23 protein-coding genes and 1 riboswitch are annotated in these 25,855 nt (G+C 47.4%); of the genes, 15 read left to right on the top strand and 8 right to left on the bottom strand.

The window, feature by feature from the left end:
- Nucleotides 1–186: 186 nt before the first annotated feature.
- Together ACFQZT_RS01245 and ACFQZT_RS01240 are read left to right on the top strand one after the other, a co-directional pair.
- Nucleotides 187–1,500 (top strand): DUF1800 domain-containing protein, encoded by a 1,314-nt coding sequence (locus tag ACFQZT_RS01245; RefSeq protein WP_379295740.1) that lies wholly within the window; start codon nucleotides 187–189, stop codon nucleotides 1,498–1,500.
- 21 nt (nucleotides 1,501–1,521) lie between these two features.
- Nucleotides 1,522–2,757 (top strand): DUF1501 domain-containing protein, encoded by a 1,236-nt coding sequence (locus ACFQZT_RS01240; protein WP_379295738.1) that lies wholly within the window; start codon nucleotides 1,522–1,524, stop codon nucleotides 2,755–2,757.
- Between the two features lie 45 nt (nucleotides 2,758–2,802).
- On the opposite strand, the gene ACFQZT_RS01235 is transcribed toward ACFQZT_RS01240, so the two are convergent.
- Nucleotides 2,803–3,696 (bottom strand): GNAT family N-acetyltransferase, encoded by an 894-nt coding sequence (locus tag ACFQZT_RS01235; RefSeq protein ID WP_379295736.1) that lies wholly within the window; start codon nucleotides 3,694–3,696, stop codon nucleotides 2,803–2,805.
- 122 nt (nucleotides 3,697–3,818) lie between these two features.
- Here ACFQZT_RS01235 and mug point away from each other — a divergent pair, with 122 nt between their 5' ends.
- Together mug and ACFQZT_RS01225 are read left to right on the top strand one after the other, a co-directional pair.
- On the top strand, nucleotides 3,819–4,349 hold the full coding sequence (gene mug / locus ACFQZT_RS01230; protein ID WP_379295734.1) for a G/U mismatch-specific DNA glycosylase: 531 nt from the start codon (nucleotides 3,819–3,821) through the stop codon (nucleotides 4,347–4,349).
- Complete coding sequence (locus ACFQZT_RS01225; protein ID WP_379295732.1) at nucleotides 4,346–4,966, top strand: NUDIX hydrolase; 621 nt, start codon at nucleotides 4,346–4,348, stop codon at nucleotides 4,964–4,966. Before mug ends, ACFQZT_RS01225 begins: the two co-directional genes overlap by 4 nt.
- Here ACFQZT_RS01225 and thpR read toward each other — a convergent pair.
- Entirely contained in the window at nucleotides 4,963–5,607 is a 645-nt protein-coding gene (gene thpR, locus ACFQZT_RS01220) for an RNA 2',3'-cyclic phosphodiesterase (RefSeq protein WP_379295730.1), read from the bottom strand. The genes ACFQZT_RS01225 and thpR overlap by 4 nt on opposite strands.
- A 144-nt stretch (nucleotides 5,608–5,751) precedes the next feature.
- Between thpR and serC the strand changes: the two genes are divergently transcribed.
- The 4 genes from serC to nrdF all read left to right on the top strand — a co-directional run bounded on the left by serC (nucleotide 5,752) and on the right by nrdF (nucleotide 11,803).
- Nucleotides 5,752–6,840 carry a 3-phosphoserine/phosphohydroxythreonine transaminase gene (gene serC, locus ACFQZT_RS01215; RefSeq protein ID WP_379295728.1) on the top strand — a complete coding sequence of 363 codons (1,089 nt, stop codon included), beginning with the start codon at nucleotides 5,752–5,754 and terminating at the stop codon, nucleotides 6,838–6,840.
- Nucleotides 6,841–7,962: 1,122 nt separating this feature from the next.
- Nucleotides 7,963–8,171, top strand: a riboswitch (cobalamin riboswitch).
- Between the two features lie 192 nt (nucleotides 8,172–8,363).
- Nucleotides 8,364–8,723 carry a class Ib ribonucleoside-diphosphate reductase assembly flavoprotein NrdI gene (gene nrdI, locus ACFQZT_RS01210; RefSeq protein WP_379295726.1) on the top strand — a complete coding sequence of 120 codons (360 nt, stop codon included), beginning with the start codon at nucleotides 8,364–8,366 and terminating at the stop codon, nucleotides 8,721–8,723.
- Nucleotides 8,710–10,794, top strand: a complete 2,085-nt coding sequence (gene nrdE, locus ACFQZT_RS01205; RefSeq protein WP_379295724.1) for a class 1b ribonucleoside-diphosphate reductase subunit alpha — start codon at nucleotides 8,710–8,712, stop codon at nucleotides 10,792–10,794. The genes nrdI and nrdE overlap by 14 nt, the downstream gene beginning before the upstream one ends.
- 22 nt (nucleotides 10,795–10,816) lie before the next feature.
- Nucleotides 10,817–11,803, top strand: coding sequence for a class 1b ribonucleoside-diphosphate reductase subunit beta (nrdF, locus tag ACFQZT_RS01200; protein ID WP_379295722.1), 987 nt, complete (start codon nucleotides 10,817–10,819; stop codon nucleotides 11,801–11,803).
- A 263-nt stretch (nucleotides 11,804–12,066) separates the two neighbouring features.
- Here nrdF and ACFQZT_RS01195 read toward each other — a convergent pair whose 3' ends face one another.
- Nucleotides 12,067–12,780 carry a response regulator gene (locus ACFQZT_RS01195; RefSeq protein ID WP_379295720.1) on the bottom strand — a complete coding sequence of 238 codons (714 nt, stop codon included), beginning with the start codon at nucleotides 12,778–12,780 and terminating at the stop codon, nucleotides 12,067–12,069.
- A gap of 143 nt (nucleotides 12,781–12,923) precedes the next feature.
- Between ACFQZT_RS01195 and trmL the strand changes: the two genes are divergently transcribed.
- Both trmL and ACFQZT_RS01185 read left to right on the top strand, forming a co-directional pair.
- Nucleotides 12,924–13,388: a tRNA (uridine(34)/cytosine(34)/5-carboxymethylaminomethyluridine(34)-2'-O)-methyltransferase TrmL gene (gene trmL, locus ACFQZT_RS01190; protein ID WP_379295762.1), complete on the top strand. Its 465-nt coding sequence runs from the start codon at nucleotides 12,924–12,926 to the stop codon at nucleotides 13,386–13,388.
- Between the two features lie 181 nt (nucleotides 13,389–13,569).
- Nucleotides 13,570–13,824 (top strand): AbrB/MazE/SpoVT family DNA-binding domain-containing protein, encoded by a 255-nt coding sequence (locus ACFQZT_RS01185; protein ID WP_379295760.1) that lies wholly within the window; start codon nucleotides 13,570–13,572, stop codon nucleotides 13,822–13,824.
- Between the two features lie 283 nt (nucleotides 13,825–14,107).
- On the opposite strand, the gene ACFQZT_RS01180 is transcribed toward ACFQZT_RS01185, so the two are convergent.
- From ACFQZT_RS01180 to ACFQZT_RS01165, 4 genes are all read right to left on the bottom strand, one after another.
- Entirely contained in the window at nucleotides 14,108–15,175 is a 1,068-nt protein-coding gene (locus tag ACFQZT_RS01180) for a phosphodiester glycosidase family protein (protein ID WP_379295718.1), read from the bottom strand.
- Complete coding sequence (locus ACFQZT_RS01175) at nucleotides 15,175–15,606, bottom strand: hypothetical protein (RefSeq protein WP_379295716.1); 432 nt, start codon at nucleotides 15,604–15,606, stop codon at nucleotides 15,175–15,177. The genes ACFQZT_RS01180 and ACFQZT_RS01175 overlap by 1 nt, the downstream gene beginning before the upstream one ends.
- A 235-nt stretch (nucleotides 15,607–15,841) precedes the next feature.
- On the bottom strand, nucleotides 15,842–17,473 hold the full coding sequence (locus tag ACFQZT_RS01170; RefSeq protein WP_379295714.1) for a response regulator: 1,632 nt from the start codon (nucleotides 17,471–17,473) through the stop codon (nucleotides 15,842–15,844).
- Nucleotides 17,470–19,260, bottom strand: a complete 1,791-nt coding sequence (locus ACFQZT_RS01165; protein ID WP_379295712.1) for a cache domain-containing sensor histidine kinase — start codon at nucleotides 19,258–19,260, stop codon at nucleotides 17,470–17,472. The genes ACFQZT_RS01170 and ACFQZT_RS01165 overlap by 4 nt, the downstream gene beginning before the upstream one ends.
- 159 nt (nucleotides 19,261–19,419) lie before the next feature.
- Between ACFQZT_RS01165 and ACFQZT_RS01160 the strand changes: the two genes are divergently transcribed.
- The 5 genes from ACFQZT_RS01160 (at nucleotide 19,420) to ACFQZT_RS01140 (ending at nucleotide 25,037) form a co-directional block, all read left to right on the top strand.
- Nucleotides 19,420–20,304: a carbohydrate ABC transporter permease gene (locus ACFQZT_RS01160; RefSeq protein ID WP_379295710.1), complete on the top strand. Its 885-nt coding sequence runs from the start codon at nucleotides 19,420–19,422 to the stop codon at nucleotides 20,302–20,304.
- A complete protein-coding gene (locus ACFQZT_RS01155; RefSeq protein WP_379295708.1) occupies nucleotides 20,304–21,140 on the top strand; it encodes a carbohydrate ABC transporter permease in 837 nt (278 codons plus the stop codon). The genes ACFQZT_RS01160 and ACFQZT_RS01155 overlap by 1 nt, the downstream gene beginning before the upstream one ends.
- Before the next feature lie 171 nt (nucleotides 21,141–21,311).
- Entirely contained in the window at nucleotides 21,312–22,634 is a 1,323-nt protein-coding gene (locus ACFQZT_RS01150) for an ABC transporter substrate-binding protein (protein ID WP_379295706.1), read from the top strand.
- Nucleotides 22,635–22,738: 104 nt separating this feature from the next.
- On the top strand, nucleotides 22,739–23,971 hold the full coding sequence (locus tag ACFQZT_RS01145) for an MFS transporter (protein ID WP_379295704.1): 1,233 nt from the start codon (nucleotides 22,739–22,741) through the stop codon (nucleotides 23,969–23,971).
- Between the two features lie 115 nt (nucleotides 23,972–24,086).
- Nucleotides 24,087–25,037, top strand: coding sequence for an NAD(P)/FAD-dependent oxidoreductase (locus ACFQZT_RS01140; protein ID WP_379295702.1), 951 nt, complete (start codon nucleotides 24,087–24,089; stop codon nucleotides 25,035–25,037).
- Here ACFQZT_RS01140 and ACFQZT_RS01135 read toward each other — a convergent pair.
- On the bottom strand, nucleotides 25,027–25,728 hold the full coding sequence (locus tag ACFQZT_RS01135; protein WP_379295700.1) for a DUF2161 domain-containing phosphodiesterase: 702 nt from the start codon (nucleotides 25,726–25,728) through the stop codon (nucleotides 25,027–25,029). The genes ACFQZT_RS01140 and ACFQZT_RS01135 overlap by 11 nt on opposite strands.
- Between the last annotated feature and the right edge of the window lie 127 nt (nucleotides 25,729–25,855).

Raw genomic sequence — 25,855 nt, 5'->3', positions numbered from 1 at the left:
GCGAGAATACATGAGAAAAAACCTTAAAACCGAGGGACGATATTTTTCATCTTTACAGACGGGAAGGTGGAGAATTCATTAGGCCAAGTTAGCTCCCAAGGAACTGGCAATCGGGGTTTTTTATACATAATTTTGACATATTTTTATGTTAGGGTGAAGGCATCAAGGAGAGGGGAGATCAGGCTGATGACATGGACGTATAAGGACGTGATGCATTTATTTAACCGAGCTGCCTTCGGGGCTAGCCAGATGGAGATAGCGGCGAGTTTGGCGCTGGGTCGAGAGGAGACGGTAAGACGACTAGTCGCAGGTGAGCCACTCAGCAGCGATCTACCGAAAATGGCTTCATTTGATCAAGTGAAAGCAGATGGTAAGAAAACGCTCGATCCTATGCAACTAGCGGACCAACAGATGTACTGGTTATATCGGATGGTTCATTCCGAAACTCCGCTTATTGAGAAGATGACGCTGTTTTGGCATGGACATTTTGCAACGGCCAATTATAAAGTCAGAGATGTGTCGCTGATGGTTCAGCAAATCGAGCTTTTTCGCAAACATGCGCTGGGCAATTTCAAGGAATTGGTGCTTGCAATGGGGCAAGATCCAGCGATGATGATTTGGCTTGATGTGAACAAGAATAAAAAAGGAAAGCCTAATGAGAATTACGCCCGTGAGGTTATGGAGCTTTTCACGTTAGGAATTGGTCAGTACACCGAACAGGATGTGAAGGAAGCTGCCCGTTCTTTTACAGGCTGGACCTACAACAAGAACGATGACAAGGTGAGCTACAATCCGAAACAGCATGACAATGACAATAAAACGCTGCTTGGCGAAACAGGAAAGCTGGATGCGGAAGGAGCGATTGATGTCATTTTTCATCAAAAGGCGCTGTCGACCTTTCTTGCGGTCAAGCTGCTGACTTATTTTGTTGCTGACAATCCTTCACAGACTTGGGTCCGTAAGGTTGCAGATGATATTTTGACTAAACAAACAATAGGTGAAGTTCTGTATGAGCTGTTCGTATCAGATGATTTCTATAATGAAAGCTTACACATGACGTTAATTAAAACTCCTGCCGAATACGTTGCAGGTATGATGAAAGTATGTCAGCTATCGTTGTCTAAAGGGATTGTGCAGGCGATGAGAAAAATGGGGCAAGAGCTATACTCCCCTCCGGACGTTGCGGGGTGGCGGGGCGGCCAGACATGGCTTAGCACTAGTTCATTGCTCGCTAGGTATCAATTTGCCGAGTCTGTTGCAAAGCAAATAAGCGGCGCCTTTTTAGCATCAGATGATTTCACGCCAAAAGATGCGGATCATGCTGAAGAATGGGTGAGGTTGTGGAGTCGTAATCTGGGGATCGCACAAATAACAGACAAGACACTGCAAGGTTTGAGCGCATACGTAGAAGATACCATTTTACATAGCAAACAAAGGTCTGCTGGGCTGCGTGGATTACTGCAGCTCGTTTTGATCAGTCCGGAAGCGCAAATGAAGTAGGGGCAGAGGGAGGGACGAAACATGAAATTAACTCGAAGAGAATTTCTAATTAAAGGCACTGCTTTATTCGCGACAATAGGGTTGGGAGGGTTGATGTATACACAGGCCAGCAAATCTATTTTTGCCGGTAGTAGTTCCGGTGAAGGCGTCGACGAACCTATATTGGTCGTAGTGCAACTAAGCGGGGGCAACGATGGGATTAATACGTTGATCCCCTACGGGCAGGGCGTCTACTACGATAATCGTCCCACACTTGCTTATAAGCAAAATGAAGTGCTTGTGTTAGATAACCAGGTCGGACTGCATCCATGCTTGGCAGGCTTAGCAGCGCTATACAAACTTGGGAAAGTAGCTGTCATCCAGGGAGTTGGTTATCCGAAACCTGATCATTCCCATTTTCGCTCGATGGAAATTTGGCAGACCGCTGAACCTGAGAAGTTGAGCCACAGCGGCTGGCTGGCTCGTTATGCCGAAACCTCGCTGCGCCAGAGCAGCAATCCGCTCAAAGCGGTTCAGATCGGAGGTTCAGGAAGCAAGGCGTTTAATTCCGATACAATGAGTTTTCCTTTGATTCAGTCACTCGACTCTTATCATCTGATTGATCCGAAAACAGCGATGCCCGAGAAGAACCGGATCATGAAAGCATTTCAAGATATGTACGGCGCTCAAGGTCAATTGGAGCAATTGCGGGTCACCGCGCAGCGAGGTCGCGATGCTTATCAGAGCGTGGAAGCGATTCAAGCGCTATCCTTCAGTTATAAGAATACGATCGAATATCCGAACTCGAGTTTTGCGAGGGACTTACAGACCGTTTCCAAGCTGCTAGCGGGTAAATCAGGAACACGAGTGTTTAATGTGCAGCTAGGCGGATTTGACGATCATGCCGATGAGAAGGATCAGCATACCAGAGTGCTTAAGCAGCTCGATGAGGGATTGACTGCATTTTATAAGGACATGGAGTCTCAAGGATTGCAGGACCGCGTAGTCGTCATGATGTTTTCTGAGTTCGGAAGAAGAGTTAGGGAGAATGGAAGCGGCGGAACCGATCACGGAACAGCGGCTCCGATGTTCGTTCTAGGCGGCAAGGTTAAAGGCGGATTGTATGGCGCGTACCCGAGCTTGACGACTTTAGACAATGGAGATTTAAAGTATGAAGTTGATTTTCGTTCGGTATACGGCACGATTATTGATAAATGGTTACAAGGCGATGCGAACGGGGTTTTGGGTAAATCGTATGAAAAGCTTACATTTATATGAGAAAAAGCCGTGGAGAAATCCTCGGCTTTTTAAGTGTGGTTTATCTCATAGTTGGTGAACCATATAGACCTGTTCCATTTGCCCGGTAAAGCCGGCGCGAAGCAGTGCGTCAACGACCATGTAACAGGAACTGGATAGATTCATTGTCATTCTTTTGCATGCACCTTGATGAGGAGCGAATACTTCGTGTAGCATGGAGTTTACGATCTCGGCTTCGTTGCTGGAGCCAGGTGATACTTCGCATTGAAAGAGCACAATGGCGGTCAATTCGCCTTGTTCATTATAATTCCTTCTATATAAGGAGTAACCGATTACATTTCCTGTGTTTGAATCGATGGCGAGCAGCAGTTCTCCACTGCGCAGGCTTTCCCATTGAGTTTGCCAAGCCCGGTCTCCGCGATACATAGGGATGAAGGCGAGTTCGGCGGGGGAAGCTTTTTTCAATGTATAGGTAGGTAGGTGACCGGAGGAAGACGAACTGAAAGATCCGGCAGGCAGTGCTTCCGTATTTTGCATAATAAACAATGTATCTTTAATCTGATAACCCATTTTTTCATAGAGCCGAATAGCACGTTCATTTTGAGAAATCGCTTCTAACACAGCTACATGAACCGCTTGTTCTCGGTATAAACGCAGCGACTGCTCAATGAGAAGCTTGCCGATTCCCCTACCGCGATAATCTGGAATGATGCCTGTGCCACCGTTCCAGGCCTTTTTTTGGCCGTGGTACGTTCGAAATCCGTTAGCCACAAAGCCGACAGGCGTATCCCCATCGTAGGCAATAACGGAGAGGTCAAGCGATATGCCCTCATTCGCGGTCCGCTGCACAAAGGAGTCTACAGTTAGGGTAACGGGGACAATATATTGCTCGAAGCCCTTGTTCCAGAGTGAGACGGCATCCTTTAAAGAAAGATCGCTAAAAGTACGGAATGAAATCAAAGGTTGTTCACGCCCTTCATTCTAGTAAGTTAAGAATTCCTCTACTAGTTTAGCACGACGGCGTTATTAATGGTAATATATTGAAAAGAGAAAACGGCTGTTCATCGCGAGGAGTGGATTCAATGGAACCCGTTAAACCGATATCCGATCATTTGAAAAAGAATCTCCGCATTCTATTTGTTGGTTATAATCCGAGCATTCGTTCCGGAGAAACCGGTCATCATTATGCGAATCCAAACAATCGGTTTTATCGGATTTTACATCAAGCCGGCTTAACGCCACGTTTGTATAAGCCTCAGGAAGATGGAGATTTACTGGAGTTGGGGTATGGTTTTACGAATATAGTCGCTCGGCCCACATTAACGGCAGCGGAGATCACAACCGAGGAGTACCGGGAGGGAAGAGCGGTGCTTAAAGATAAAATCGAAACTTATCGACCAAAGGTTGTTTGTTTCGTCGGTAAGGGTGTTTATGAGCAGTACAGCGGTAAACGTGGGATGGCTTGGGGGGTTCAGCCTGTACCCGTTGTAACGGGGGTCATCGAATATGTATGTCCTTCATCGAGCGGCCTGGTGCGCATGAAGCTGGAAGAGATGGTAGAAATCTTTAGCGGGATGCTGGCATATAGCCAAGCGGAGAGGAGCACGACATGAACATTCCATGGCTGGATTGGGCCAAACAAATTCAAGCGATCAGCCAGGCTGGGCTGGAGTATGGCAAAGACGGGTACGATTTGGAGCGTTACGAGGCGCTGCGCAGCATTAGCGTGGAGATGATGAGCTATTTCACCGAGACGCCCGTGGATAAAGTGAGGGAGCTCTTTGCGGGTGAAAGCGGCTATGCGACGCCAAAAGTGGATATTCGCGCCGTCGTGCTTCACGAAGACCAGATGCTGCTTGTGAGGGAGCGTGCGGACGGCGCTTGGTCTTTGCCAGGTGGCTGGGCGGATATCGGCCTCTCCCCCTCCGAGGTCGCCGTCAAGGAGACCAAGGAGGAGGCCGGCTACGATGTCCGGCCGGTTCGGTTATTGGCGGTTCTGGACAAGAAGCGCCATGCTCATCCGCCGTCGCCTAACCACGTGTACAAGATTTTTATCTTGTGCGAGCTGGTAGGCGGGGAGGCGCTGGACGCCGGTCTGGAAACGAACGGCGTAGGGTTCTTTAGCGAGAGCGAGCTGCCGCCGCTCTCGCTTGAGCGGAACACCGCCGACCAGCTTCGGCGGATGTTCGCGCTTGCCCGCAGCACCGCTTCGCAGGTGCTGCTCGACTAGCCGCGCGCGTGTCCCCCCAGGGGGAACACGCCTAGCGGCTCGTAGGCCGGCGACCGGCCCAAGTGGCTGCGGTAGAGGACGATGTCCTCTACCTGCCACGCGGGCCAGCCGCCGGCTGGCACGCCGGCCGCGAGCGCGGCGCGCTGGAACGGTCCCGCCGCTGCGCGGTAGCGGCGGGCCAGCGTGATGTGCGGCCGGTAGGCGCGAGCCTCGGCCGGGAAGCCGTGGCGGGCGCAGGCGGCTTCGGTAGCGCGCTGCAGCTGCGCGAGCGCGGCGGTGTCGCCGGCGACGCCCGCCCACAGGATCGACGGCGCCGCCGGAGGGCCGAACACGCCGAGGCCCTCGGCGCGCAGGGCGAGCGGCGTCGCCGCCGCGGCCAGCTGGCGCAGATCGGGCGCCAGCGCATCGGCAACCTCGGCGGTCGTGTCGCCGAGGAACTGCAGTGTGATGTGGACGTCCTGTGGATGCGTCCACTTGCTGAAAGGCAGCTTCTCTTGGAGGCTGCCTTTCCATATGTCCAGCTCCCGCTTGGCTTCTTGCGGGAGTTGAATGCCGACGAACAGCCGATAAGCTGCAGAGTCGGCTGAAGACGTTGAAGTTGAAGTTGATGTTGAGGTTAATGCAAAATGTGAGGAAGACACAGGAATCAGACTCCTTTATTCGACAAGTTAATTTCATCCTTTGGTCAATTCTTCTCCTAGCATTACCAACTGAGGTTCTACTTGATGCAAGGGGAGAATCTTGCTATCATAGCCATAATACAAAAAGCAAAGGTGTGGTCATTCATGGGAAATCGGGCCTACAATTTTAATGCAGGGCCTGCAGCGCTTCCGCTCGAAGTGCTGCAAAAAGCGCAGGAAGAGATTGTCGAATTTAAAGGAATCGGTATGTCGATTATGGAAATCTCTCACCGCAGCGCGGAATATGAGCAAGTACATAATGAGACACAGCAATTGCTGAAGCAAATTTTCGGCATCCCGGACGGTTATCAAGTTCAGTTTTTGCAAGGCGGAGCCAGCACGCAATTCGCTATGATTCCAATGAACTTCCTGAAACCGGGCAAAGTAGGCAGTTACGTGCTTACTGGCGCATGGGCGGAAAAAGCGGTGCAGGAAGCCGGCTTATTTGGCGAAGTATCGATTGCTGCAAGCTCCAAAGAACAAAAATTCATGAAAATCCCTGACCTGAGTGAAATCAACATTCACCCGGATTCCGCATATCTTCATGTGACATCCAACGAGACGATCGAAGGCGCGCAGTTCCAAAGCTACCCGGACACAGGCAACGTTCCGTTGATTGCGGATATGTCCAGTGACATTTTGAGCCGCCCGGTTGACGTATCGAAGTTTGGCATGATCTACGCAGGGGCGCAGAAGAACCTCGGTCCTTCCGGTGTGACTGTCGTGATCGTGAAAGAGGACATGCTTCAAGATTTGCCCAAAACGATCCCTACGATGCTGCGCTACGAAATTCACAGCAAAAATAACTCCCTCTACAATACGCCACCTGTGTATTCCATTTATATGGTGAACCTGGTGCTGAAATGGATTCAAGAGCAAGGCGGACTTACCGCTGTGGAGAAAAATAACCGCGAGAAAACTAGCCTGATCTATAACGCGATCGACCAAAGCGGTGGCTTCTACCGTGGCCCTGTCGATAAAGGCAGCCGTTCGACCATGAACATCACATTCCGTCTGGCTGATGAAGAGCTGGAGAAGAAATTTATCAAGGAAACTGAGCAAAACGGCTTCGTTGGTTTGAAAGGGCACCGCAGTGTTGGCGGCTTGAGAGCTTCCACCTACAACGCAGTTCCTTACGCTTCTTGTAAAGCACTTGCTGATTTCATGATCGATTTCCAAAAACGCAACGGATAATCGGATCAACTTCTTAACCTAAGCTATTCATGACTCCACCTGGTGGTCGTGGATAGCTTTTATTATCAATTAGGTAACTCAATATGAACCGAACATTTATGAATCCCTGAACACTGACTTCTTCAATAACGACCCTCGTTCGTAAATAAAGACTCTAATGACGCTAAAAGTATGAGGATTTCCAGCTTTGGATCGATTAGAGAACAACTTACCATAAATTACGAACAAGGTGCTCTAATTACAGACTTTTGTTCGTTGGAGCCCTATTTTATTGCGCTTTCAAAATTATAGCGTCAAACCAGTGCTCTAATAACGACCCTTGTTCTCTATATACTCGCTGCCCCCTAACAGCTGCCCCCTAACAGCTGCCCCCTAACAGCTGCCCCCTAACAGCTGCCCCTAACTGCTGCCCCTTAACTGCTGCCCCTTAACTGCTGCCCCCTAACAGCTGCCCCCTAACAGCTGCCCCCTAACAGCTGCCCCCTAACAGCTGCCCCCTAACTACTGCCCCCTAACTACTGCCCTCTATTTACTGCCCTCTATTTACTGCCCTCTATCTACTGTTCTCTGTATACTGCAAACTAACTACTGCACTCTATCAACTGCTCTCAGTGTGCTGCTCACTTTCTGTTCTCTATCAACTGCTCTCAGTGTCTATTCTAGTCCCAGCCTCCGCACTGCACTCAGCCACAGCACAGCACTGCACCTACTCTCTGTTCTGCAATCCCTCAGTTTTTCTCCCCAGGTCTCAATCCCTGATCTTTATTCAAGATTTCCTTAAACCACCCATGAAGACCATGTGCTTTACACTTTGCCATGAAGCAAAATCTGACATGAACTTTTACTTGGACAATTGGATGCAATTGGAATCAGAATTGGGTTGTTTTCTTGCTTGTATAAGTGTAAAATCAGCACTTCAAGCATGATTTTGCTCGATGTCTTATTGCCGTTCTGTACATTTGCAACATTCGACAAAAGCGAATTTTCAGCCAAAAAAAATTTCGAATTTGTGAAGTGCTTTCAGCCCGCGACCTTGCTGGGTTTTGGTATTTTTGGTGTGGGAATAGACCTTTTTCCTCATTGACAAACACTATATCTTGATATAAATTTGAATCTATCAACTACATATCGTTATGAAAAGGTGTTGTCACGTTTCAAAGGAACGTGGTGACCTAATAGGGAAAGTACGGTGCAAAGCCGGCGCGGTCCCGCCACTGTAAGGAAAAGCTTTTGTTCGAATAATCGCTGGTTTTGTCGAAATGATAGACGGCGAAGGCGAGCATATAGCTAAAAATCCGAGCCAGGAGACCTGCCTTTTCTTGTGACACACCCCTACGGCAGATAGGAAGGTGTCTGATTCCCACTTGCGCGACAAGCGTTTATTTTCGCATGTCTTTCTGTGGCGTATTCGGCCCTTATCCGTCCGAGTGCGTCATTTTTATTTGCGTATGTCACAGATGTTTACATAAGAGTTTCACAACGAATGAACGTTTAGATAGAGTTGTAAAAGGAGACGAGTCCCTATGCTGATTGCTTACGATTCAAAGACGGGAAATGTTCGCAGATTTATCGCCAAACTGCAAATGCCGGCGGTTCAAATCGAGGAAGCGATGAAGATGGACGAGCCTTTTGTGCTTGTGACATATACAACCGGTTTTGGTCAAATTCCACCGAAGGTTGCTTCCTTCTTAGAAGAAAATCACCCCAATTTGATCGGTGTAGCAGCCAGCGGCAATCGCAACTGGGGAGACGGTTTCGCCAAGAGCGCGGATACCATTTCAGCTTTATATGATGTACCAGTGTTAACGAAATTCGAACTATCCGGAACCAAAAATGACGTAGAACGCTTTGTACAGGGGGTAAATGCAATTGCGGCACATTGAGCTTAATAACCTATTAATGCAACGCGGAGCGGACGGTTTTTTCCAACTGGAGAAAGATAAGGAAGCCGTTCAAGTATTTATGGAGGAAGTTCATCGCAATAGTCTCACTTTTCCCGATACCTCTTCCAAAGTTCGTTATATGATCGATCATAACTACTATGAGGACGTATATAAGAACTACACAGAGTCGGAAGTTGAAGAGATCTATCGAGTTGCGCACGAGTCTTCGTTCGAATTTGCTTCTTACATGGCGGCATCCAAATTTTATACGGACTATGCGCTGCGCAGCGACGATAAGTCGGTGTATCTGGAACATTACCCGGATCGGGTTGCAATCGTTGCGTTGTATTTGGGACGCGGTGATGTACATACTGCACGTGCATTAGCTATATCTATGATGGAACAACGCCTTCAGCCGGCGACGCCGACGTTCTTGAACGCAGGCAAAAGCCGCCGAGGCGAAATGGTTTCCTGTTTCCTGCTGGAGATGGACGATTCACTTAACTCGATCAACTATGTGCTTGCGACTTGCATGCAGCTCTCCAAAATCGGTGGCGGGGTAGCGGTCAATTTATCTAAGCTTCGCGGTCGCGGAGAAACGATCAAAGGCGTCGAACATGCGGCTAAAGGGATTATGCCGGTGCTCAAGCTGATGGAGGATGCTTTCTCCTATGCGGACCAAATGGGCCAGCGTAAAGGCTCTGGAGCAGCGTACTACAACATTTTCGGCTGGGACGTTATGGAGTTCCTGGACAGCAAAAAGATCAACGCCGACGAGAAGTCTCGCCTGAAGACACTGTCGATCGGTCTCATCGTACCTAATAAATTCTATAAGTTGGCGGAAGAGAACAAACCGCTGCATGTTTTTGCGCCATATACGGTGTATCAAGCTTACGGCAAGCACATGGACGACATGGATTTAGATGAAATGTATGAAGAACTGCTGGCTAATCCGCGTGTGAAGAAAAAGGTCGTCATGAGCGCGCGCGACATGCTGGTCAAAATTGCGACAACTCAGCTGGAATCCGGCTATCCATATATGATGAACCGATCGAATGCGAACAAGGATCATGCGCTTAAAGAGATCGGAACGATTAAAATGTCCAACCTGTGCACGGAGATTTTCCAGCTGCAGGAGACTTCGGAAATCAACGATTACGGTCAGGAGGATCTTATTCTCCGTGACATCAGCTGCAACCTTGCATCGATGAACATTGCGAATGTAATGGACCGCAAGAAGCTTCGCGAAACGGTGCACGAGGGCATGATTGCCTTAACAGCGGTGAGTGACATGACGACTGTAGCGAATGCGCCAGGCGTGGCAAAAGCGAACCGTGAGCTGCATTCCGTCGGTCTAGGCGTGATGAATTTGCATGGTTATCTGTCCAAAAATAAGATCGCTTATGAAAGCGATGAGGCCAAAGATTTTGCCCGCACGTTCTTCATGGCGATGAACTATTATTCGATCGAACAAAGCAAAGAAATTGCCAAAGCGAAGGGCCAGACGTTCGATGGCTTTGAGCTTTCGGAGTATGCGAATGGTGCGTATTTCGATAAGTATTTGAATACGAATTATCAGCCGGTTACGGATAAGGTGAAAGAGCTGTTCGAAGGCATGCATATCCCAACGCAAAGCGACTGGCTTGCTCTGAAGGAAGAGGTTCAAAAGCACGGCTTGTATCATGCGTACCGTCTTGCGATTGCGCCTACACAGAGTATTTCTTACATTCAAAACTCTACTTCCAGCGTTATGCCGATTGTTGAGCCGATCGAAACACGGACGTATGCGAACTCAACTACGTACTACCCGATGCCTTTCATGCAGCGTGACAATTTCTTTTACTATAAATCGGCGTACCAAATGGATCAGTTCAAGATCCTCGATCTCATTGCAGAAATTCAAGCACACGTGGATCAAGGTATCTCAACGATTCTGCACGTCAATAGTGACGTAACGACAAGACAGCTGGCAAGGTACTACCTATATGCGGCACACAAGGGACTTAAATCGCTCTACTACACGCGAACCAATCAACTCTCCGTCGAGGAGTGCGTCAGCTGCGCGGTGTAATTCGGAAGGAGACCAAACATAGATGAGCACAAGCACGATCGAAAGCGCGGGCGCGACGAAAAGAGCCGTCAACTGGAACCGGCCTGACGACGATTTTACAATTACGTTTTGGAATCAAAACATTATGCAGTTCTGGACGGATGAGGAAATCCCGCTTTCCGACGATAAAATGTCCTGGATGACGCTGAACGGCGCGGAACGCGATCTCTATATGAAAGTGCTAGGCGGGCTGACGCTGCTCGATACGATGCAAGGCGGCGTCGGCATGCCGAAGATTTTGGAGCATGTGGACGGATTGCAGCGCAAAGCAGTGCTCAGTTTCATGGGGATGATGGAGCAAATCCATGCGAAGTCGTATAGCAGCATCTTCACGACGCTGTCGTCGACGGAGGAAATCAATGAGATTTTCCTATGGGTTGAACGCAATCCATATTTGCAGTTTAAGGCGAACACGATCTCCCGCTACTACGACAATATCGTTACGCGCAAAGAGTTGTATCTCGCCATGGCGGCATCCGTACTGCTTGAAAGCTATTTGTTCTATAGCGGCTTCTACTACCCGCTTTATTTGGCCGGACAAGGTAAAATGACGAGCAGCGGCGAAATCATTGACTTGATTTTGCGGGACGAGAGCATTCACGGCTTGTACGTTGGCGTATTGGCCCAAGAGGTGTATGGCGAGCTGAGTGCGAAGGAGCAGGACGAAGCATACGAAACGGTATGCACAATGCTTAAGGAGCTCCATGCAAATGAGGAGAAATACACCGAGAGCCTGTACGATTCCATCGGCTTGACGGAGGATGTCAAAGCATTCCTGCGTTACAATGCGAATAAAGCATTCATGAATCTGGGTCTGGAACCGATGTTCCCGGAAGAGGAAATCAACCCGATTGTCCTCAACGGACTCAGCACGAAGACGAAGCAGCATGACTTTTTCTCGAAAAAAGGCAACGGTTATGTGCGTACGATTCACGTGGAGCCGCTGACCGATGATGACTTTACTTTTTAATGACAGCATAAATACCATGCAAAAATGGGTGCCTAGCGGCACCCATTTTTATCGAAAATGTAGGAGTAAGCGGAAATTTATTCTAATGGGAGTTTAAAAATTTCGCTTTCAGAACCGAGAAGGTTGGACGAATACCGGAGAAGGAGGAACGGAGCGTAGAGATTTGCTACGTGAGTACCGGACTTCCCGGATTCGTTCAAGATTCGATGCCGAAATATCATCTCGAACAACTTCGTTATCAAAGTGAAATTTTTAAACAACTTCTAAGCGAGAGATTCTTTGACGGCAGGTTCGGTTAGCTTGTAGCCAACATTCCTGATGGTCATAATATATTCGGGGTTGCGTGCATTGTTCTCGATTTTGTCGCGCAAGTGAGAAATGTGCACATCGACGATACGCGTATCGCCCAAGAAATGATAGTCCCATACGCCGTGCAGCAGTTGCTGGCGGCTTAGCACTTTACCGCGATGCTTGCAGAGGAAGAGCAGCAGCTCGAATTCCTTCGGTGTCAGCTCGATAGGCGCGCCGCCAACCATCACCTCGCGTTGATCCGCTTTGATGGAGATTTGGCCAATGTTAATCGGAGCATTCTCAGTTGTAGACGGCAGCGTTTGGATACGTCGCATAATCGCTTGGATACGGGAAATGAGTTCCTGCGGACTAAACGGTTTCGTCATGTAATCATCGGCTCCGTTATCGAGTCCGGCGATTTTATCGGTAAGATCCTGCATGGCCGTGAGCATAATAATTGGTACCAGGTTATTCTGGTTTCTTAATTTGCGGCAAACTTGAAATCCGTCCATTTTAGGCAGCATTAAATCGAGAACAATCAGGTCGGGACGGAAGGTTTGGATCGCATCGAAAACGGCCTCTCCATCAAAAACACACTGCACCTCGAAGCCTACAAGCTTCAGGTTAAATTCTATAAGCATGGAGATTGAAGGTTCGTCATCCACGACTAAAATTTTCTTTTTCATCGATGTTTGGCTCCTTTTATCGAATGATAAGTCTATTATGTCAAGACTCTATCATCGACATATTAAGATAAAGTTAACCCAGTGTAAAATTGCATTCCAGGTTGTCTTATAATAGGATAATGTGTGAGGTGAATATTAAAGCGATGGCTTTTCATATTGTATTAGTAGAACCCGAGATTCCCGCCAATACAGGCAATATTTCGCGCACTTGCGCTGCAACAGGCACTTATTTACATCTGGTGAGACCGCTTGGCTTTCAAACGGATGACAAAACGCTGAAACGCGCCGGACTGGACTACTGGCATTCCGTCAAGCTGGAGTATCACGATTCTTTCGATGAAGTGCTTCAAACCTATGCGGGGCATCGGTTTTTCTTCGCAACGACGAAAGCAAAGAAGTGCTACACGGACTTTACTTTTCAAGACGGCGATTTTCTGGTTTTCGGGAAAGAAACGAAAGGGCTGCCTGAGGAGCTATTGAGCCAGCATCCGGAGACACTGCTGAGGCTGCCGATGTCAGACGCAGTAAGATCGTTAAATTTATCCAACTCCGTTGCCATCATGCTGTATGAAGGCTTGAGGCAGACGGGATTTACCGGGCTTACTTAGGCGTCATTCATTCATAGGACCACCGAACCGACATGATTTGTCAGAAAGAGAAAGTTTCATTTTGAAAATAGAAGGAATTTCTCGGAGAACGGCGAATACCTACGGTATCAATGTGTTTAGAGCAATTTAGATTGGTTCTAGAGGCATGGAAAACGGAGCGGAAGAGAGGTGAAGTCCTATGATGAAACCAGCAGGTGTCGTTCGTAAAGTCGATCAATTGGGACGTATTGTTCTGCCTAAATCGCTTAGGAAGCGATATCAAATGAACGAAGGGGATCCTGTAGAAATTCTTGTACAGGGCGACCATATTATTCTTGAAAGATACCGCCCGAAATGCGTCTTTTGCGGGAACATGGATGGTGTCAGTGAGTTCAAAGAGCGTCATATCTGCTCTACATGTTTAACTGAAATGAATATGCTGAAAGCAAAAGTTTAATTAATAGGGTTAAAAAAAGAAAAAGCATCGCTTCTCTGGAGAGAAGGCTGATGCTTTTTTGCGTTGCCGTTTATTAGAGCCCTTTTGTCTTATCTTCGTTATAGGAAGCCGTCATCATTGCGACGATAAAAAGAGCAAAAGTGGTAATAACGAGCCAAAATGTAGATGACAATCCGAACATGTGCTGCACCTCCTACAGGTTTGAAGAACGAAAATACATATAGTTAAAATTTATTATACCCAACGATCCGTAAAAAAGAAACGAATAAAATGTGAATTTTCGTTATTTGAAGAAAAGAAAGTGCGTAGCGAGCGGCCTTAGTTTGCCGTCAGAAGGACGGTTAATGACGCTGCCGCCCCAAACCAAGGTGGTGGATCCGCCTCCGTCCAGATTATAAGCATCCACGATACCGAGCTGTTGCATCTTGTCCTGAAGCTCGGCGAGCGTGGCGCCTGAGTTGCCGCTCTCGTCATAGCCGTCAGTAACGATAAAAAGCAGTTGATCGTTCTTATAGTTAGCTATGATGGTACGTGCCGCCCTGGCGGGTGAGCTTTGCCATTGATACGGAATGGAAGTTTTGCTGCCGTTTTTGAGCAAGGTTGGCACGAAAGTGGTCCCCATCAGTGGATTCAACTTATCGAGCTCGGATTGACTGGTGAATTTGCCGCCAATGAGCTGGCGATCTTTATTCAGCCCAATGAAAACCGTATCGTTATTGCTCGGGAAGAAGCCGTTTAAGTATTTCCCGTTCATCACGGTCGTATCCAGCGGGAAACGCCTGCCCTTGCTGTCATCAGCGAAGCCGCCGGCATTGACGCCAGCGATAGCGCCGTAACGGGAAGCAGCACTCAGTGTCGTTTCACTAGAGCCCATCTTGTCATTGCCAAGTACAAGCTTAATGGCTTTGTCGCTTTTCAGGTTTACTTTGAGCGCGTAGCCTTTATAATTGCTATCGTTTAGCGTAAAAAGCTTAAGGTCTATATTGCCCGAAGTCGCCTGCTTCATTGGGGTACCCAGCTTTGCCGTTATGCGAGCATCATAGATAAGGCCTGGCTTAGCAGCCTGAGCCGCGGCGTTTTGAAGCATGCCGTTAACCTCGGCGGTGCTTTTCTCATACAGCTCGAAGTATTTCTCAATAATTGACTTGGTTTGCACCGCATCGCTGTTCGCCTTTACGAGTTTGTTGTCTAGTTCTTGTGCTTCCCGTTGTAAAGAAAAGGTTGTTATTCCGGGCCTCGCGAGATCTGTGATATGTATATTCGCATTGACGAGGAGCAGCCAAATGAGCACCCCAAGGAATGGGGCGCAAGCGAGTAAAAAGACGCGATTAATTTGCTGAATCGGATTCATTATTTTAACACATCCAGATTTTTTTGCAGCTCATCCAGTTTCTTTTTTACATCGGCAAGCTGGGTGTATAGTTGGTTGCTGTTGTCGGTTTTGCTGTTGGCGCTGTCCTTGGTGAAAGCGAGCAGCTCGTTGAGCGAGTCGACTTTTTTCTGTAAGGCCGTCATGTCAGTCGTTACGCTGTCTTTCAATTGAGCGACTTGCTTCTGATAATCCTCTTGGACGGCTTGGAGTTGCTGCTGGGTTTGCTGTGCGATATCGGTTGCGATTTTTTGTCTCAAATGCTCTGTGTACAGCATGGCTGCTGCCACTCCGATTGCGATCAGCATGACCCAGCCCAAGAATAAATACACATACGTTTTCCTCTTTGCTTTGGTAGCCTTCGAAGCGCGCGGAAAAGAGTTCGCAGCGGTTGTTTCGATGGGCATGTTCATGTTAATCACCTCTGTCTACTAGTATAACATATTCCATATTTTATACAGAAATTTAGAAGGTTGTTTAAAAAGTCAGCTTTGATAACGAAGCAATTCAGGTTGTATCTCGGCATCGAATCTTGAACGAAACCGGGAAGTCCGGTACTCTCGTAGCAACCCTCTACGCTCCGTTCCTCCTTCTCCGGATTTCGTCCAACCTTCTCGGTTCTGAAAGCCGACTTTATAAACTCTTAATTTAGCTAGATTTCGAGTTTTTCCGGTATTCATTCGGAGAAATTCCCTCTTGCTTTTTGAAAACTTTGCTGAAATATTTCTCATCTTGATAGCCGACCATCTCAGCGACCTGTGAAATGCGAAGGTGCGGATTTTGCAGCAAGATTTTCGCTTTATCCATCCGGATTTGTCCTAAATAATCGGATAAATTGACTTCGAATTCTTGTTTGAACTTTCGCGAAATATACTCCCGGCTTAGATAAAAGCGATTCGCAATGTCCTGCAGCGTAATATCCTCGTGATAATGCTGATCCAGAAAAGAAGCGATTTCGAAAATCACATTCTTATCTTTTTGCTGGTTCGCAAGGAAAAGTTTGGACAGCTGCACCATGCTGCGGGTCAGCTCTTGCTGCCAAAGCGGCAAAGATAGAATGCCATGCTCGTCAAGAGGGACAATCAAGTTGGTTGGCTCACCGGCAAGCATCTGCTTAACTTCTTCCTCGCTCTTGCTGGGGAAGAATTCTTGCACCCATCGTCGTGTCATAACCGTGTATTCACGCCACCAATGATCAAGCTGCTCCAGCGTAATCACATCGGTTTGCTTCACCGCATCGATCCATTGCTGAACAGACTCACCGATCTGCTCGCTGCTGCCGCTGCGAATCGCAAGATGAATGCGCTCCTCATAGTGGCTGAAAGACAATGCACGATGCGTAGACTTCGCCATTGGCTTGAGCGTGCTGTGAATCCAAGTGTCTTTGGCAAGCAGATTCCGCTGTCGTAAAGCCTCCCGAGCTTCCCGGTAGGAAACGGACAATTCCCCGGGAAATGGATGCGAACCGCCAATGCCAAAATCTACGCGGCTTCGCAGCGTCATCCGCATGCCCTCATTAATTTTAGTCAAAAGGGATTCGGCATCGCGCTGCTCTTTCCATAGAAAGAGCACAATCTCATTATCGCTGTTCCAATAACGGAATGCGAAGCCTCGCTGCTCGCTGCGAAGAAACTCGTTGCAGATGTTAATGAGCGAAAACAGCAGCAGATCGAGATTGTGACCGAACTTATTTTTCAAACTTCGCTCCATCGTATCGAGCGAGAGGATGGCCACTCGGCAATACCGCGTATCGCGGGACAAGCCGAGTTCCTTGTCGAGCTGTTCGGCGGAAATTTCGTAGGTCGAAGGCTCCGCAATCAAATTCGATAGCTGCTTGTCCCAGTAGACCGGCTTAATCTGGTTCATCTCAATATTGCGATTGAGATTCAACTGGCGGTGCTCTTCATCCTTGTTCCAGGCGAGAATCGCTTTGGACAGAGCTTCGTTCAGCTGATCGGCGTCGATCGGCTTCAGAATGTAATCCGTACCGCCATATTTGACCGTATGGCGCAATAACGAGAAGTCGTCGTGCCCGCTGATGACGATCGTCTTGCTATCTGGGGCGTTCGCATGCAGCCATTCAAGCAGCTCGACGCCATTCATAACGGGCATCATCATGTCCGTCATGATGATTTCGGGCTTTTCGCGTTCGACGAGCTCCATAGCGGCTTCGCCGTTCGGCGCCTCGAGAATCGTATCGATGCGGTGTGCCTGCCAGTCCACAAGCAGGCGGATCGCATCCCTTACATGCTTTTCATCGTCGACAATAAGTGCTTTCATCGGTTGTCTTCCTTCTTTATGGGAATCGTAATGATAATTCGCAGACCTTGAGGCTCGGCATGCCCAATCTCCAAACTTGCTTCATCAGTGAAATATAACTGAATCCGTGTCAGTACATTGCTAAGTCCGATGCAGGCTTCATCTGTGATGGAAGGCGCATTCAGCCTGCTTTTGACCTCTTGCATCCGTTCTTCCGTCATTCCAACCCCGTTATCCTCTACGGTTATTATGAGCAATTGTCGACTCTCTTCTACAATTTTCGTCGTTCGGATGCTTAATAAGCCCGTACTAGAGCCCGGTTTAAAGCCATGCTTAAAATAATTTTCGACAAGTGGCTGAAGCATCATTTTGGGTACGGCTATCGCGAACGTACTTTCTTCAATCTGATAAGCAATTTCAAACTGATGCTCGAAACGCTGTTTTTGCAGTTCCAGATAAGATTTGATATGATCCAGTTCTTTACGTAAAGTCACGATAGACTCACTCGTATTCATGCTATAATGCATCATTTTGGCTAGCGATGAAATCAATGCATAAATTTTCGGCGCATCGTGCTGAAGCGCAAGGGTACCAATGGACTGGAGCGCATTATTCAAAAAGTGCGGGTTGATCTGCGCCTGCAGCGCCATGAGTTGATTGGATTTATTCGCAAGTTCAAGGCGGTATTCGCGCATGACCATTTGATTCAAATCCTGCATCAGCGTATGGAAACGGTTGGCCAGAATACCCAGCTCATCGGTTCGGGTCAGCTCGATTTCGGCGTTCATTTGACCGGTTTGAATACGGGTGATGTAACGGATCAATTGCTTGATCGGAGCTGTAAAACGAATGCTGATAAAGACGGTGCCGGCGATCACGACGACGAGAAATAGCGTAAGCACTAGAGAATTGATCAAAGTCAATTGTTTCGCGTTTTTCGTTAACTGCTCATAAGGAAGCCGCTTGACGATCGTCCAGTTCACGTTGTCCGTAACCATTTTCTCATAGACATTCGTTCCTGCATATCGACCATTGGTCCATTCATAGCTTCCTCTTAACGCTTGACTATGAATGGCTTCGCTCGCCCAATTGCCTTCGATCGGTTGTCCCCATTTCGCCGGATCCGGACCGAATACGATAAATCCGGACTCGTCGATGATGTACAATTCTTCTTGATCATGAGTGTACAAGTTCTGACAAATTTCCGAGATTAAATCGAGCCCAATATCGATAACCAGTTCGCCGATCGCGGTGTTGTTCGGTGAGTACATGATTTTCCGATGCATAGATAAGACGGGTGAAGGAGCAAAATAGACTGAAAGCGGAATGCCATAGCTATTGCTTTCATGGGTCGTTTCGAAATAAACAACCTTATCTTGGGGAAAAGGCCGTAAATTCTCATATTTGCCGTTTGAGCTCCGCGGAATGTCGCTAACCATTAGATAAGAACGGTCACTCGGGGCTGCGTATAGATAGATTTGCTTAATTTCTTTCACAGAATGGGACATAACCTGAAGTCCGACGGAAATATCTTTTTCATTTAAATAATCGATATCGGTCTGCCGTTCCAAAATGTTATATAGTTTCTCGTTGGTATAGATCGTGAGAGACGCCTGTGCCACACTGTTCAAGTAGTTGATGAGATTGGTCTTTCCTTGTGAAATCAACACGGCACTGCTGTTTATCGTATCCTCAGTCACTTTTTGCTTCGTAAAAAAATACGAAACGATAACAGAGGTAATAAACGGAATCAAGGTGGCGAGCAGCAAAAAGAGGATCAATTTATTACGAATGCTGTTACGAATCAAGATGCATCAACTCGATTTCCTGTGGGTGTTTTTTCCCTACATTGTAGCAGGAGAGGTCAACAAATTCCACCTAATGCATCACGATTATCTGTGTTTAGCAAGTCTTAAGGAACTTATACTTAAATGTACAGTTACTTATACGTAAGGGGGAAAATTCCCATGAAAAACAATAAAGGTATGGCAGGACTTCTCCAGCAATGGGTGTTTGTCGGCCCGGCATTGATCTTTTTTGCGATCATTGTCGTTATTCCTTTTCTCATGAGCATTTATTATTCGTTTACCGAATGGAATGGCGTATCCACGACAGTGAAGTTCAACGGCTTGGACAATTTTAAACACATTCTGTTCAGTGACACCGATTACCGCAATGCGTTCTGGTTCACGACGCGCTTGACCGTAACGAATGTTATTATCACGAATCTTGTCGGATTTCTACTGGCTTTGCTGCTTACGCAAGCTCTGAAATCGCGAAATGTGCTTCGTACGATTTTCTTCATGCCGAACGTCATCGGCGGGTTGTTGCTTGGTTTTATTTGGCAATTTATTTTTGTAAAAGGTTTTGCAACGCTTGGTGATTTGACGAACCTCAGCTTCTTCCAACTTCCTTGGCTGGGCGATGCGCCAACCGCCTTCTGGGCGATTGTCATCGTGAGCGTGTGGCAGGGAGCCGGCTACTTAATGATCATTTATATTGCGGCACTTTCCAATGTGCCTAAAGATATGATCGAAGCAGCGTATATTGATGGGGCTACTCGTACACAGGTGCTGCGTAATATTATTGTGCCGCTCATAATGCCGGCTGTAACCGTCTGTCTTTTCCTTACGATTTCCTGGTCTTTCAAAATATTCGACATCAACTTCTCCTTAACTAAAGGTGGGCCGTTCAATTCGACCGAATCAGTGTCCATCAATATTTACCAGGAGGCTTTCCGCAATAACAATTACGGTCTGGGAACAGCAAAAGGATTAGTGTTCTTCATTGTAGTTGCCATTATTTCGACCATCCAGGTTATGTATACGAAACGCAAGGAGGTTGAAGCCTAATGGGTACCGTAAAAAAATACTCAGCTCGACTGTTTACGCTTGAGGTGCTCGGCATCTTGATCGCTCTGTTATTCCTAATACCTTTCTACTTCGTTATTGCCAATTCGTTTAAAACGTTTCCGGAACTGGCGGCCAATACGGCCAAACTCCCGAAATCTTTGTACTTTGACAACTACACTAAAGTATGGACGATTATGAAATTCCCGAGTGCGTTTCTGAATTCCTTAATCATTACGGTGCTCAGTAACGTAGGGCTTGTCGTCATCAGTTCGATGGCTGCCTATCGGATGGTTAGAAAGTCCAGCAAATTTAATAATATCGTCTTTCTGGCTTTTGTCGCTGCGATGGTCATTCCGTTTCAATCCATCATGATCCCGCTTGTACGCGTGGCCAGTCAGGTTGGACTAATGGATAGCAAGTTAGGTTTGGTTGCTTGTTATTTCGGGTTCGGGGTTTCTCTGAACGTGTTCCTATATCATGGTTTCATTAAATCCATTCCCATGGAAATTGAAGAATCGGCCACAGTGGACGGAAGCTCTCCTTACGGCGTTTTCTGGAGAATCGTATTCCCACTGTTAAAGCCGATGTCGACAACGATCGTTATTCTGAACAGCTTGTGGATTTGGAATGATTACCTGCTGCCTTCATTAGTTCTGAACAGCCCAGAGCTGAGAACGATTCCGTTAGCTACATTCTCCTTCTTCGGTCAATATACGAAGCAATGGGATTTGGCTTTGGCCGGCTTAACACTTGGCGTACTGCCAATCGTTATTTTCTTCTTGGCGATGCAGAAACACATTGTTGAAGGAATTACTGCCGGATCCGTTAAAGGTTGACATTTATGCTATTAAGTTCAAAATCTTCCACCTTTATGTTCAATATTCTCTGTGTTCCGGGTTTAAGTAAGTGTTTACAATAAACCATGTAAGAGTTTTCAAGCAACGGAATTCAAGTTGATTGGTCACTCGAAATCCTGATTTAAACTAGAAAAGGGAGGCAACACCCAAATGAAAAAACTGACGATGATCAGTATGGCAGCAGTTCTCTCACTATCTGTAGTCGCAGCGGGCTGTGCGAAAAAAGACACCACAACTCCGGCGCCATCGGCTACTGCAGGAGGGGCTGCAACAGCAGCGCCAGCAGCAGGCGGTAAACAAGTTACGATTAAAATGTTCCAATTTAAAGTAGAGATTGCCGATCAACTCGGCAAATTGATTCAAGAATATCAAAAACAAAATCCAAACGTAAAAATCCAAGTAGATACCGTTGGCGGCGGCGCAGATTATGGCGCGGCATTGCTGGCCAAGTTCAACTCGGGCGACAAACCGGATATTTTCAATAACGGCGGTTTCTCCGATCTGGACAAATGGATCGACAACCTCGAAGATCTGTCCGATCAGCCTTGGGTAAAAGATCTGGTATCCGTTGCGAAAGAACCGATGACCAAAAACGGCAAGCTGTATGGTCAACCGTTGAACTTGGAAGGTTACGGCTTCATTTATAACAAAGATCTGTTCGCAAAAGCAGGCATCACGGATCTTCCTAAAACCTACTCCCAACTCGAAGCAGCTGCTAAGAAATTGCAAGATGCGGGCATTACGCCATTTGAAAATGGCTATGGCGAATGGTGGGTACTCGGTAACCACTTCGTGAACTTGCCGTTTGCGAACCAACCGGATCCTAATGCGTTCATCGATGGTTTGAATAAAGGTACAGCGAAAATTCCAGGTAACGAAGTATTCAACAAATGGGTTAACTTGTTCGACCTTCAATTGAAATACGGCAACAAAAACCCGCTGCAAACGGACTACAACACACAAGTTACTGATTTCGCAACAGGCAAAGCGGCTATGACACAACAAGGTAACTGGACGCAAGTACAGATTTCCAAAACAAATCCGGATATCAAAATCGGCTTCTTGCCAATGCCAATCAGCGATGATGCTGCAGCAACCGATAAATTGTATGTAGGCGTACCGAACAACTGGGTTATTAACAAAAATTCCGCTGTAAAAGACGAAGCGAAGAAATTCCTGAACTGGATGGTTAGTTCCGATGTAGGTAAAAAATACATTACGGAAGAATTTAAATTCATCCCTGCTTTCACAACGATCCCTGCGGATGAAAAAGTACTTGGACCACTTGCTGCCGACATTATCAAATACAGCAAAGACAATAAAACTTTAAGCTGGAACTGGTTTAAATTCCCTGGCGGCGAAGCTTCCAGTAAAAAATTCGGCGATATTATGCAAGGTTATATCGCGAAGAAGTATACGAAGGATCAAATGCTGGATGAATTCCAGAAAACATGGGAGAGCCTCAAGAAGTAACTCCATAATGGCGAATTATAAAGCCTCAGCGTCAATGCTGGGGCTTTTTGCCGTTTAACAGGAATGCTGCCGGCTGTTACAATGGGGAAGACTGGAGGGTTATAATGAACACTGGAATTAGAACTTGGCTGCAAGTGAAACGGAATCCGCTTCCACTGGAGAAACAATTGTCACGAGAGGCGATCATTTCGTTAATTATTCATTCGACCTTTCAATTCGGCGCTTCGATGTCGGGCGTATTTTTGAATCTGTATTTATGGCGGCTGACGCATAGCCTGGCTGTAAACGGTACATACAATATCGTCGTTTACATACTAACACCGATCGGCTTCGCGCTTGGCGGCTGGATGATTAAAAAGAAAGACCGTATGGTTTCTTATAGACTCGGCATTACATTGATTGCTCTCTTCTATTTAAGCGTTATCATTTCACAGGAAAAGCTGGTAGAGTATTATATCCTCTTTGCCATTTTCAATGGATTGGCGGCCGCATTTTATTGGGTAGGTTATCTCACGTTAATGTATGATGTGTCTACGGAACAGAATCGCATCCGGTATCTGGCGTTCAATATGATTTTCTTCACGGTTGCAACGTTGGCAGGACCCGCTCTGGCTGGCTTTGTCATCCGGTTGCAGGAGGGATTGCGCGGATACTCCATCGTCTTCTCTATTGCATTTTTTATGTTTCTTTTAGCTACGTTGATTTCATTGAAAATTAAGGCTTCTGGCGGACATCATAAGGTCTATTACTTGAAATATGCTGGACTTTTGATGAAAAAGAATGACGCTTGGATGAAATCTTTGCTTGGTTTCTTCGGCATGGGGCTGCTTCAGGGGACTATGCTTTTTTTACCTAATATTCTTTTGTTTAAAGTGGTTCCGCGTGAAGATATCGTCGGGTACTTGGGAGTCCTATATTCAAGCCTCAGCATCGTGATGGGCGTGTTCATTTCCAAATACGCACAAGCCAATAAAGCGAGAATCTATCTGGCCATTTCGACAATTGGATATTTAGTCGGCGCTTCATTATTGCTTGGGAGTCTAAATGTATGGTCAGTTGTCAGTTTTATGATTTTGTACTCAATCTTTTCTCCTTTGCAGGGAAACACAATGACTGGCTACTACTACGGGCTGATCAGTAAGCTGCCGTTAAAAGGTGAGCTCAAAGTTGAAAGCGTCGTCGTTCGGGAATTTTTCCTCAATGTGGGCAGAGTGATTTCGATCTTTTGTTTGATCTCTATTGGCAGCGAGCTGGATGGAGGCTGGATTCCTTGGATTCTCATCGTAGCGTCGCTGCTGCAGGTTGCTTTGGTGTGGTCGGTGAAAAAGGAGCGATGACAAGGCGATGAAATTGTAACCAACCTTTTGAATGAAGGGTTTGAGGCTCCGGCATGGAAGCGCTCCGTCTCGGGAATGCTAATATCTAGCATGGTGGGAAAAGAGGGCGATTAGCATGAAGCATTATGATAGCATTATAGTAGGCGGAGGTATCGCCGGTCTTCAAGCGGCCATTCAGCTAGGCAGATACGAGCATCAGGTGCTCGTGGTTGACGCTGGGTATGGCCGTTCTACGTTATGCCGCAGTTATCATAACGTGCTCGGCTGGCCGGAAGGCGTTTCCGGTGAAGAGCTCCGGCGGCTCGGACGCATGCAGGCAGAGCGGTTGGGCGTACAGTTCGTAATGGATGAAGTTGTACAAGCTGTTGCCAAAGGAAAGCCGGGAGACGGTTTTGAGTTGTGGGGCAAGTCAGGTCAGGGATATGAGACCAAAACGCTGCTGCTAGCTACCGGGCTGCTTGATCGCATGCCTGAATTGCCGGGGCTGAAAAGATGCCTGGGGCTAACCGTATATGTCTGTCCGGATTGTGATAGTTATGAAGTCAAGGGGAAACGAACGATTGTCATGGGCTCCGGAGACGTAGGCGCACGCATGGCGCTGACGCTTAGCAGCCGAACCCAAGACCTAATTTATGTCAATCATGAGCAGCGTGCAATTAAGGCAGAGTTGCTCACTGAGCTGAAGAACAAAGGGATTACTTATGTGTCGGAGGACATTCATGAAGTAGTCGCAGAAGCAAGCGGCAGCATAAGGGGCATTCGTTTGGCGAGCGGGAAAGAGATCGAAGCGGAGCGAGGCTTTATTGCATTCGGGGGCAATGAAGTCAAGTCGGACTTGGCCAGACAGCTAGGAGCGGAACGGTTGGAGAATCGGCATATCGTCACAGACCCCCGCAGTAAAATGACCAGTGTGCCTTTCGTATGGGCTGCGGGAGATGTCGGCGTCCATGCCGAACAAGTGACGATCGCGATGGGGGAAGGTTCTCAAGCTGCAATTTGGATGAACAAGGCGCTTCTCATGATGAAAGAAGAAAAAAATATGTATAAAGTTCTGGTTAGATCTTGAATGTAGGCACGACGTGCGCGTACTCTGTCAGTGCTTTTTCGCCAAGCGGCGTGATGTGGTAGATGCCGCGGCTTTGACGGATGAACCAGCGATAGTAGTTTTTTTGCAGCAGGGAGCTGACGGCAGGGTTGCCGGTTAATTCGCGCAGCTGACGCGGGCTTAGTGGCCCCCGTTCACGCATGAGATAGGCGCAGTGGAGCGATTTTTCCCGGTAAGCGGTCATCAGCTTCTGTTGGGTGCTGCCGCCTACATTATAATCGCCGCTGCGTTCATGAAATTCATGCACCATTAGCCCTGCAGCGCGTTTGTTGTGGCGCAAGGTATAGGGTGTTGGCTCGCAGACGATGTCGACTGCGGGCTTTTTGCGTTTGTAAAATTGGACCGTGATGACGCCCAGTCCTAGCATTCGGCATAAGCGCCGAATGTCTTCCCACTGGAGCCGATGCGGAGCGCGTCCTTTATTGGGTAACTCAAACGCGACGTAAACCTCCTGAGTTAAACGCAAGCGGTCGATCCCTTGCACGAGGAGCGGGATATTTAAACTCTTCTTCAATTCAACAACAATGGGCGGTTCCTCGCCTCGAATGGCGACCAGGTCGCAATGCTTGACTTCACCGCGCACGGTATAGCCTCGCTCTTCAAAATATTGTTTAATCGGAGCGTAAAGCTCCGTTTCGTTTCGGATTGGCATGTCGCTCAGCTTCCTTTATTTCTATGAGGCTTTTTAATGAGAGCATCAGAATCTGTATCATTATATCACAGGTTTTGCTAGAATAAAGAGAGTAACTTGTACGTACATGTTGAAGCCGGAATGTAAA

Origin of the sequence: Paenibacillus sp. GCM10027628 (genome assembly GCF_042676385.1) — a bacterium.
In the GTDB taxonomy this organism is placed as follows: Bacteria; Bacillota; Bacilli; order Paenibacillales; family NBRC-103111; genus Paenibacillus_E.
This window is presented reverse-complemented; position numbering and strand designations above follow the sequence as displayed.

Bases quoted from the DNA above. Each gene is read 5' to 3' on its own strand.
- ACFQZT_RS01245 (WP_379295740.1), top strand. From the start codon at position 187: ATGACATGGACGTATAAGGACGTGATGCATTTATTTAACCGAGCTGCC.
- ACFQZT_RS01240 (WP_379295738.1), top strand. From the start codon at position 1,522: ATGAAATTAACTCGAAGAGAATTTCTAATTAAAGGCACTGCTTTATTC.
- mug (WP_379295734.1), top strand. From the start codon at position 3,819: ATGGAACCCGTTAAACCGATATCCGATCATTTGAAAAAGAATCTCCGC.
- ACFQZT_RS01225 (WP_379295732.1), top strand. From the start codon at position 4,346: ATGAACATTCCATGGCTGGATTGGGCCAAACAAATTCAAGCGATCAGC.
- serC (WP_379295728.1), top strand. From the start codon at position 5,752: ATGGGAAATCGGGCCTACAATTTTAATGCAGGGCCTGCAGCGCTTCCG.
- nrdI (WP_379295726.1), top strand. From the start codon at position 8,364: ATGCTGATTGCTTACGATTCAAAGACGGGAAATGTTCGCAGATTTATC.
- nrdF (WP_379295722.1), top strand. From the start codon at position 10,817: ATGAGCACAAGCACGATCGAAAGCGCGGGCGCGACGAAAAGAGCCGTC.
- ACFQZT_RS01195 (WP_379295720.1), bottom strand. From the start codon at position 12,780: ATGAAAAAGAAAATTTTAGTCGTGGATGACGAACCTTCAATCTCCATG.
- trmL (WP_379295762.1), top strand. From the start codon at position 12,924: ATGGCTTTTCATATTGTATTAGTAGAACCCGAGATTCCCGCCAATACA.
- ACFQZT_RS01185 (WP_379295760.1), top strand. From the start codon at position 13,570: ATGAAACCAGCAGGTGTCGTTCGTAAAGTCGATCAATTGGGACGTATT.
- ACFQZT_RS01180 (WP_379295718.1), bottom strand. From the start codon at position 15,175: ATGAATCCGATTCAGCAAATTAATCGCGTCTTTTTACTCGCTTGCGCC.
- ACFQZT_RS01175 (WP_379295716.1), bottom strand. From the start codon at position 15,606: ATGAACATGCCCATCGAAACAACCGCTGCGAACTCTTTTCCGCGCGCT.
- ACFQZT_RS01170 (WP_379295714.1), bottom strand. From the start codon at position 17,473: ATGAAAGCACTTATTGTCGACGATGAAAAGCATGTAAGGGATGCGATC.
- ACFQZT_RS01160 (WP_379295710.1), top strand. From the start codon at position 19,420: ATGAAAAACAATAAAGGTATGGCAGGACTTCTCCAGCAATGGGTGTTT.
- ACFQZT_RS01155 (WP_379295708.1), top strand. From the start codon at position 20,304: ATGGGTACCGTAAAAAAATACTCAGCTCGACTGTTTACGCTTGAGGTG.
- ACFQZT_RS01150 (WP_379295706.1), top strand. From the start codon at position 21,312: ATGAAAAAACTGACGATGATCAGTATGGCAGCAGTTCTCTCACTATCT.
- ACFQZT_RS01145 (WP_379295704.1), top strand. From the start codon at position 22,739: ATGAACACTGGAATTAGAACTTGGCTGCAAGTGAAACGGAATCCGCTT.
- ACFQZT_RS01140 (WP_379295702.1), top strand. From the start codon at position 24,087: ATGAAGCATTATGATAGCATTATAGTAGGCGGAGGTATCGCCGGTCTT.
- ACFQZT_RS01135 (WP_379295700.1), bottom strand. From the start codon at position 25,728: ATGCCAATCCGAAACGAAACGGAGCTTTACGCTCCGATTAAACAATAT.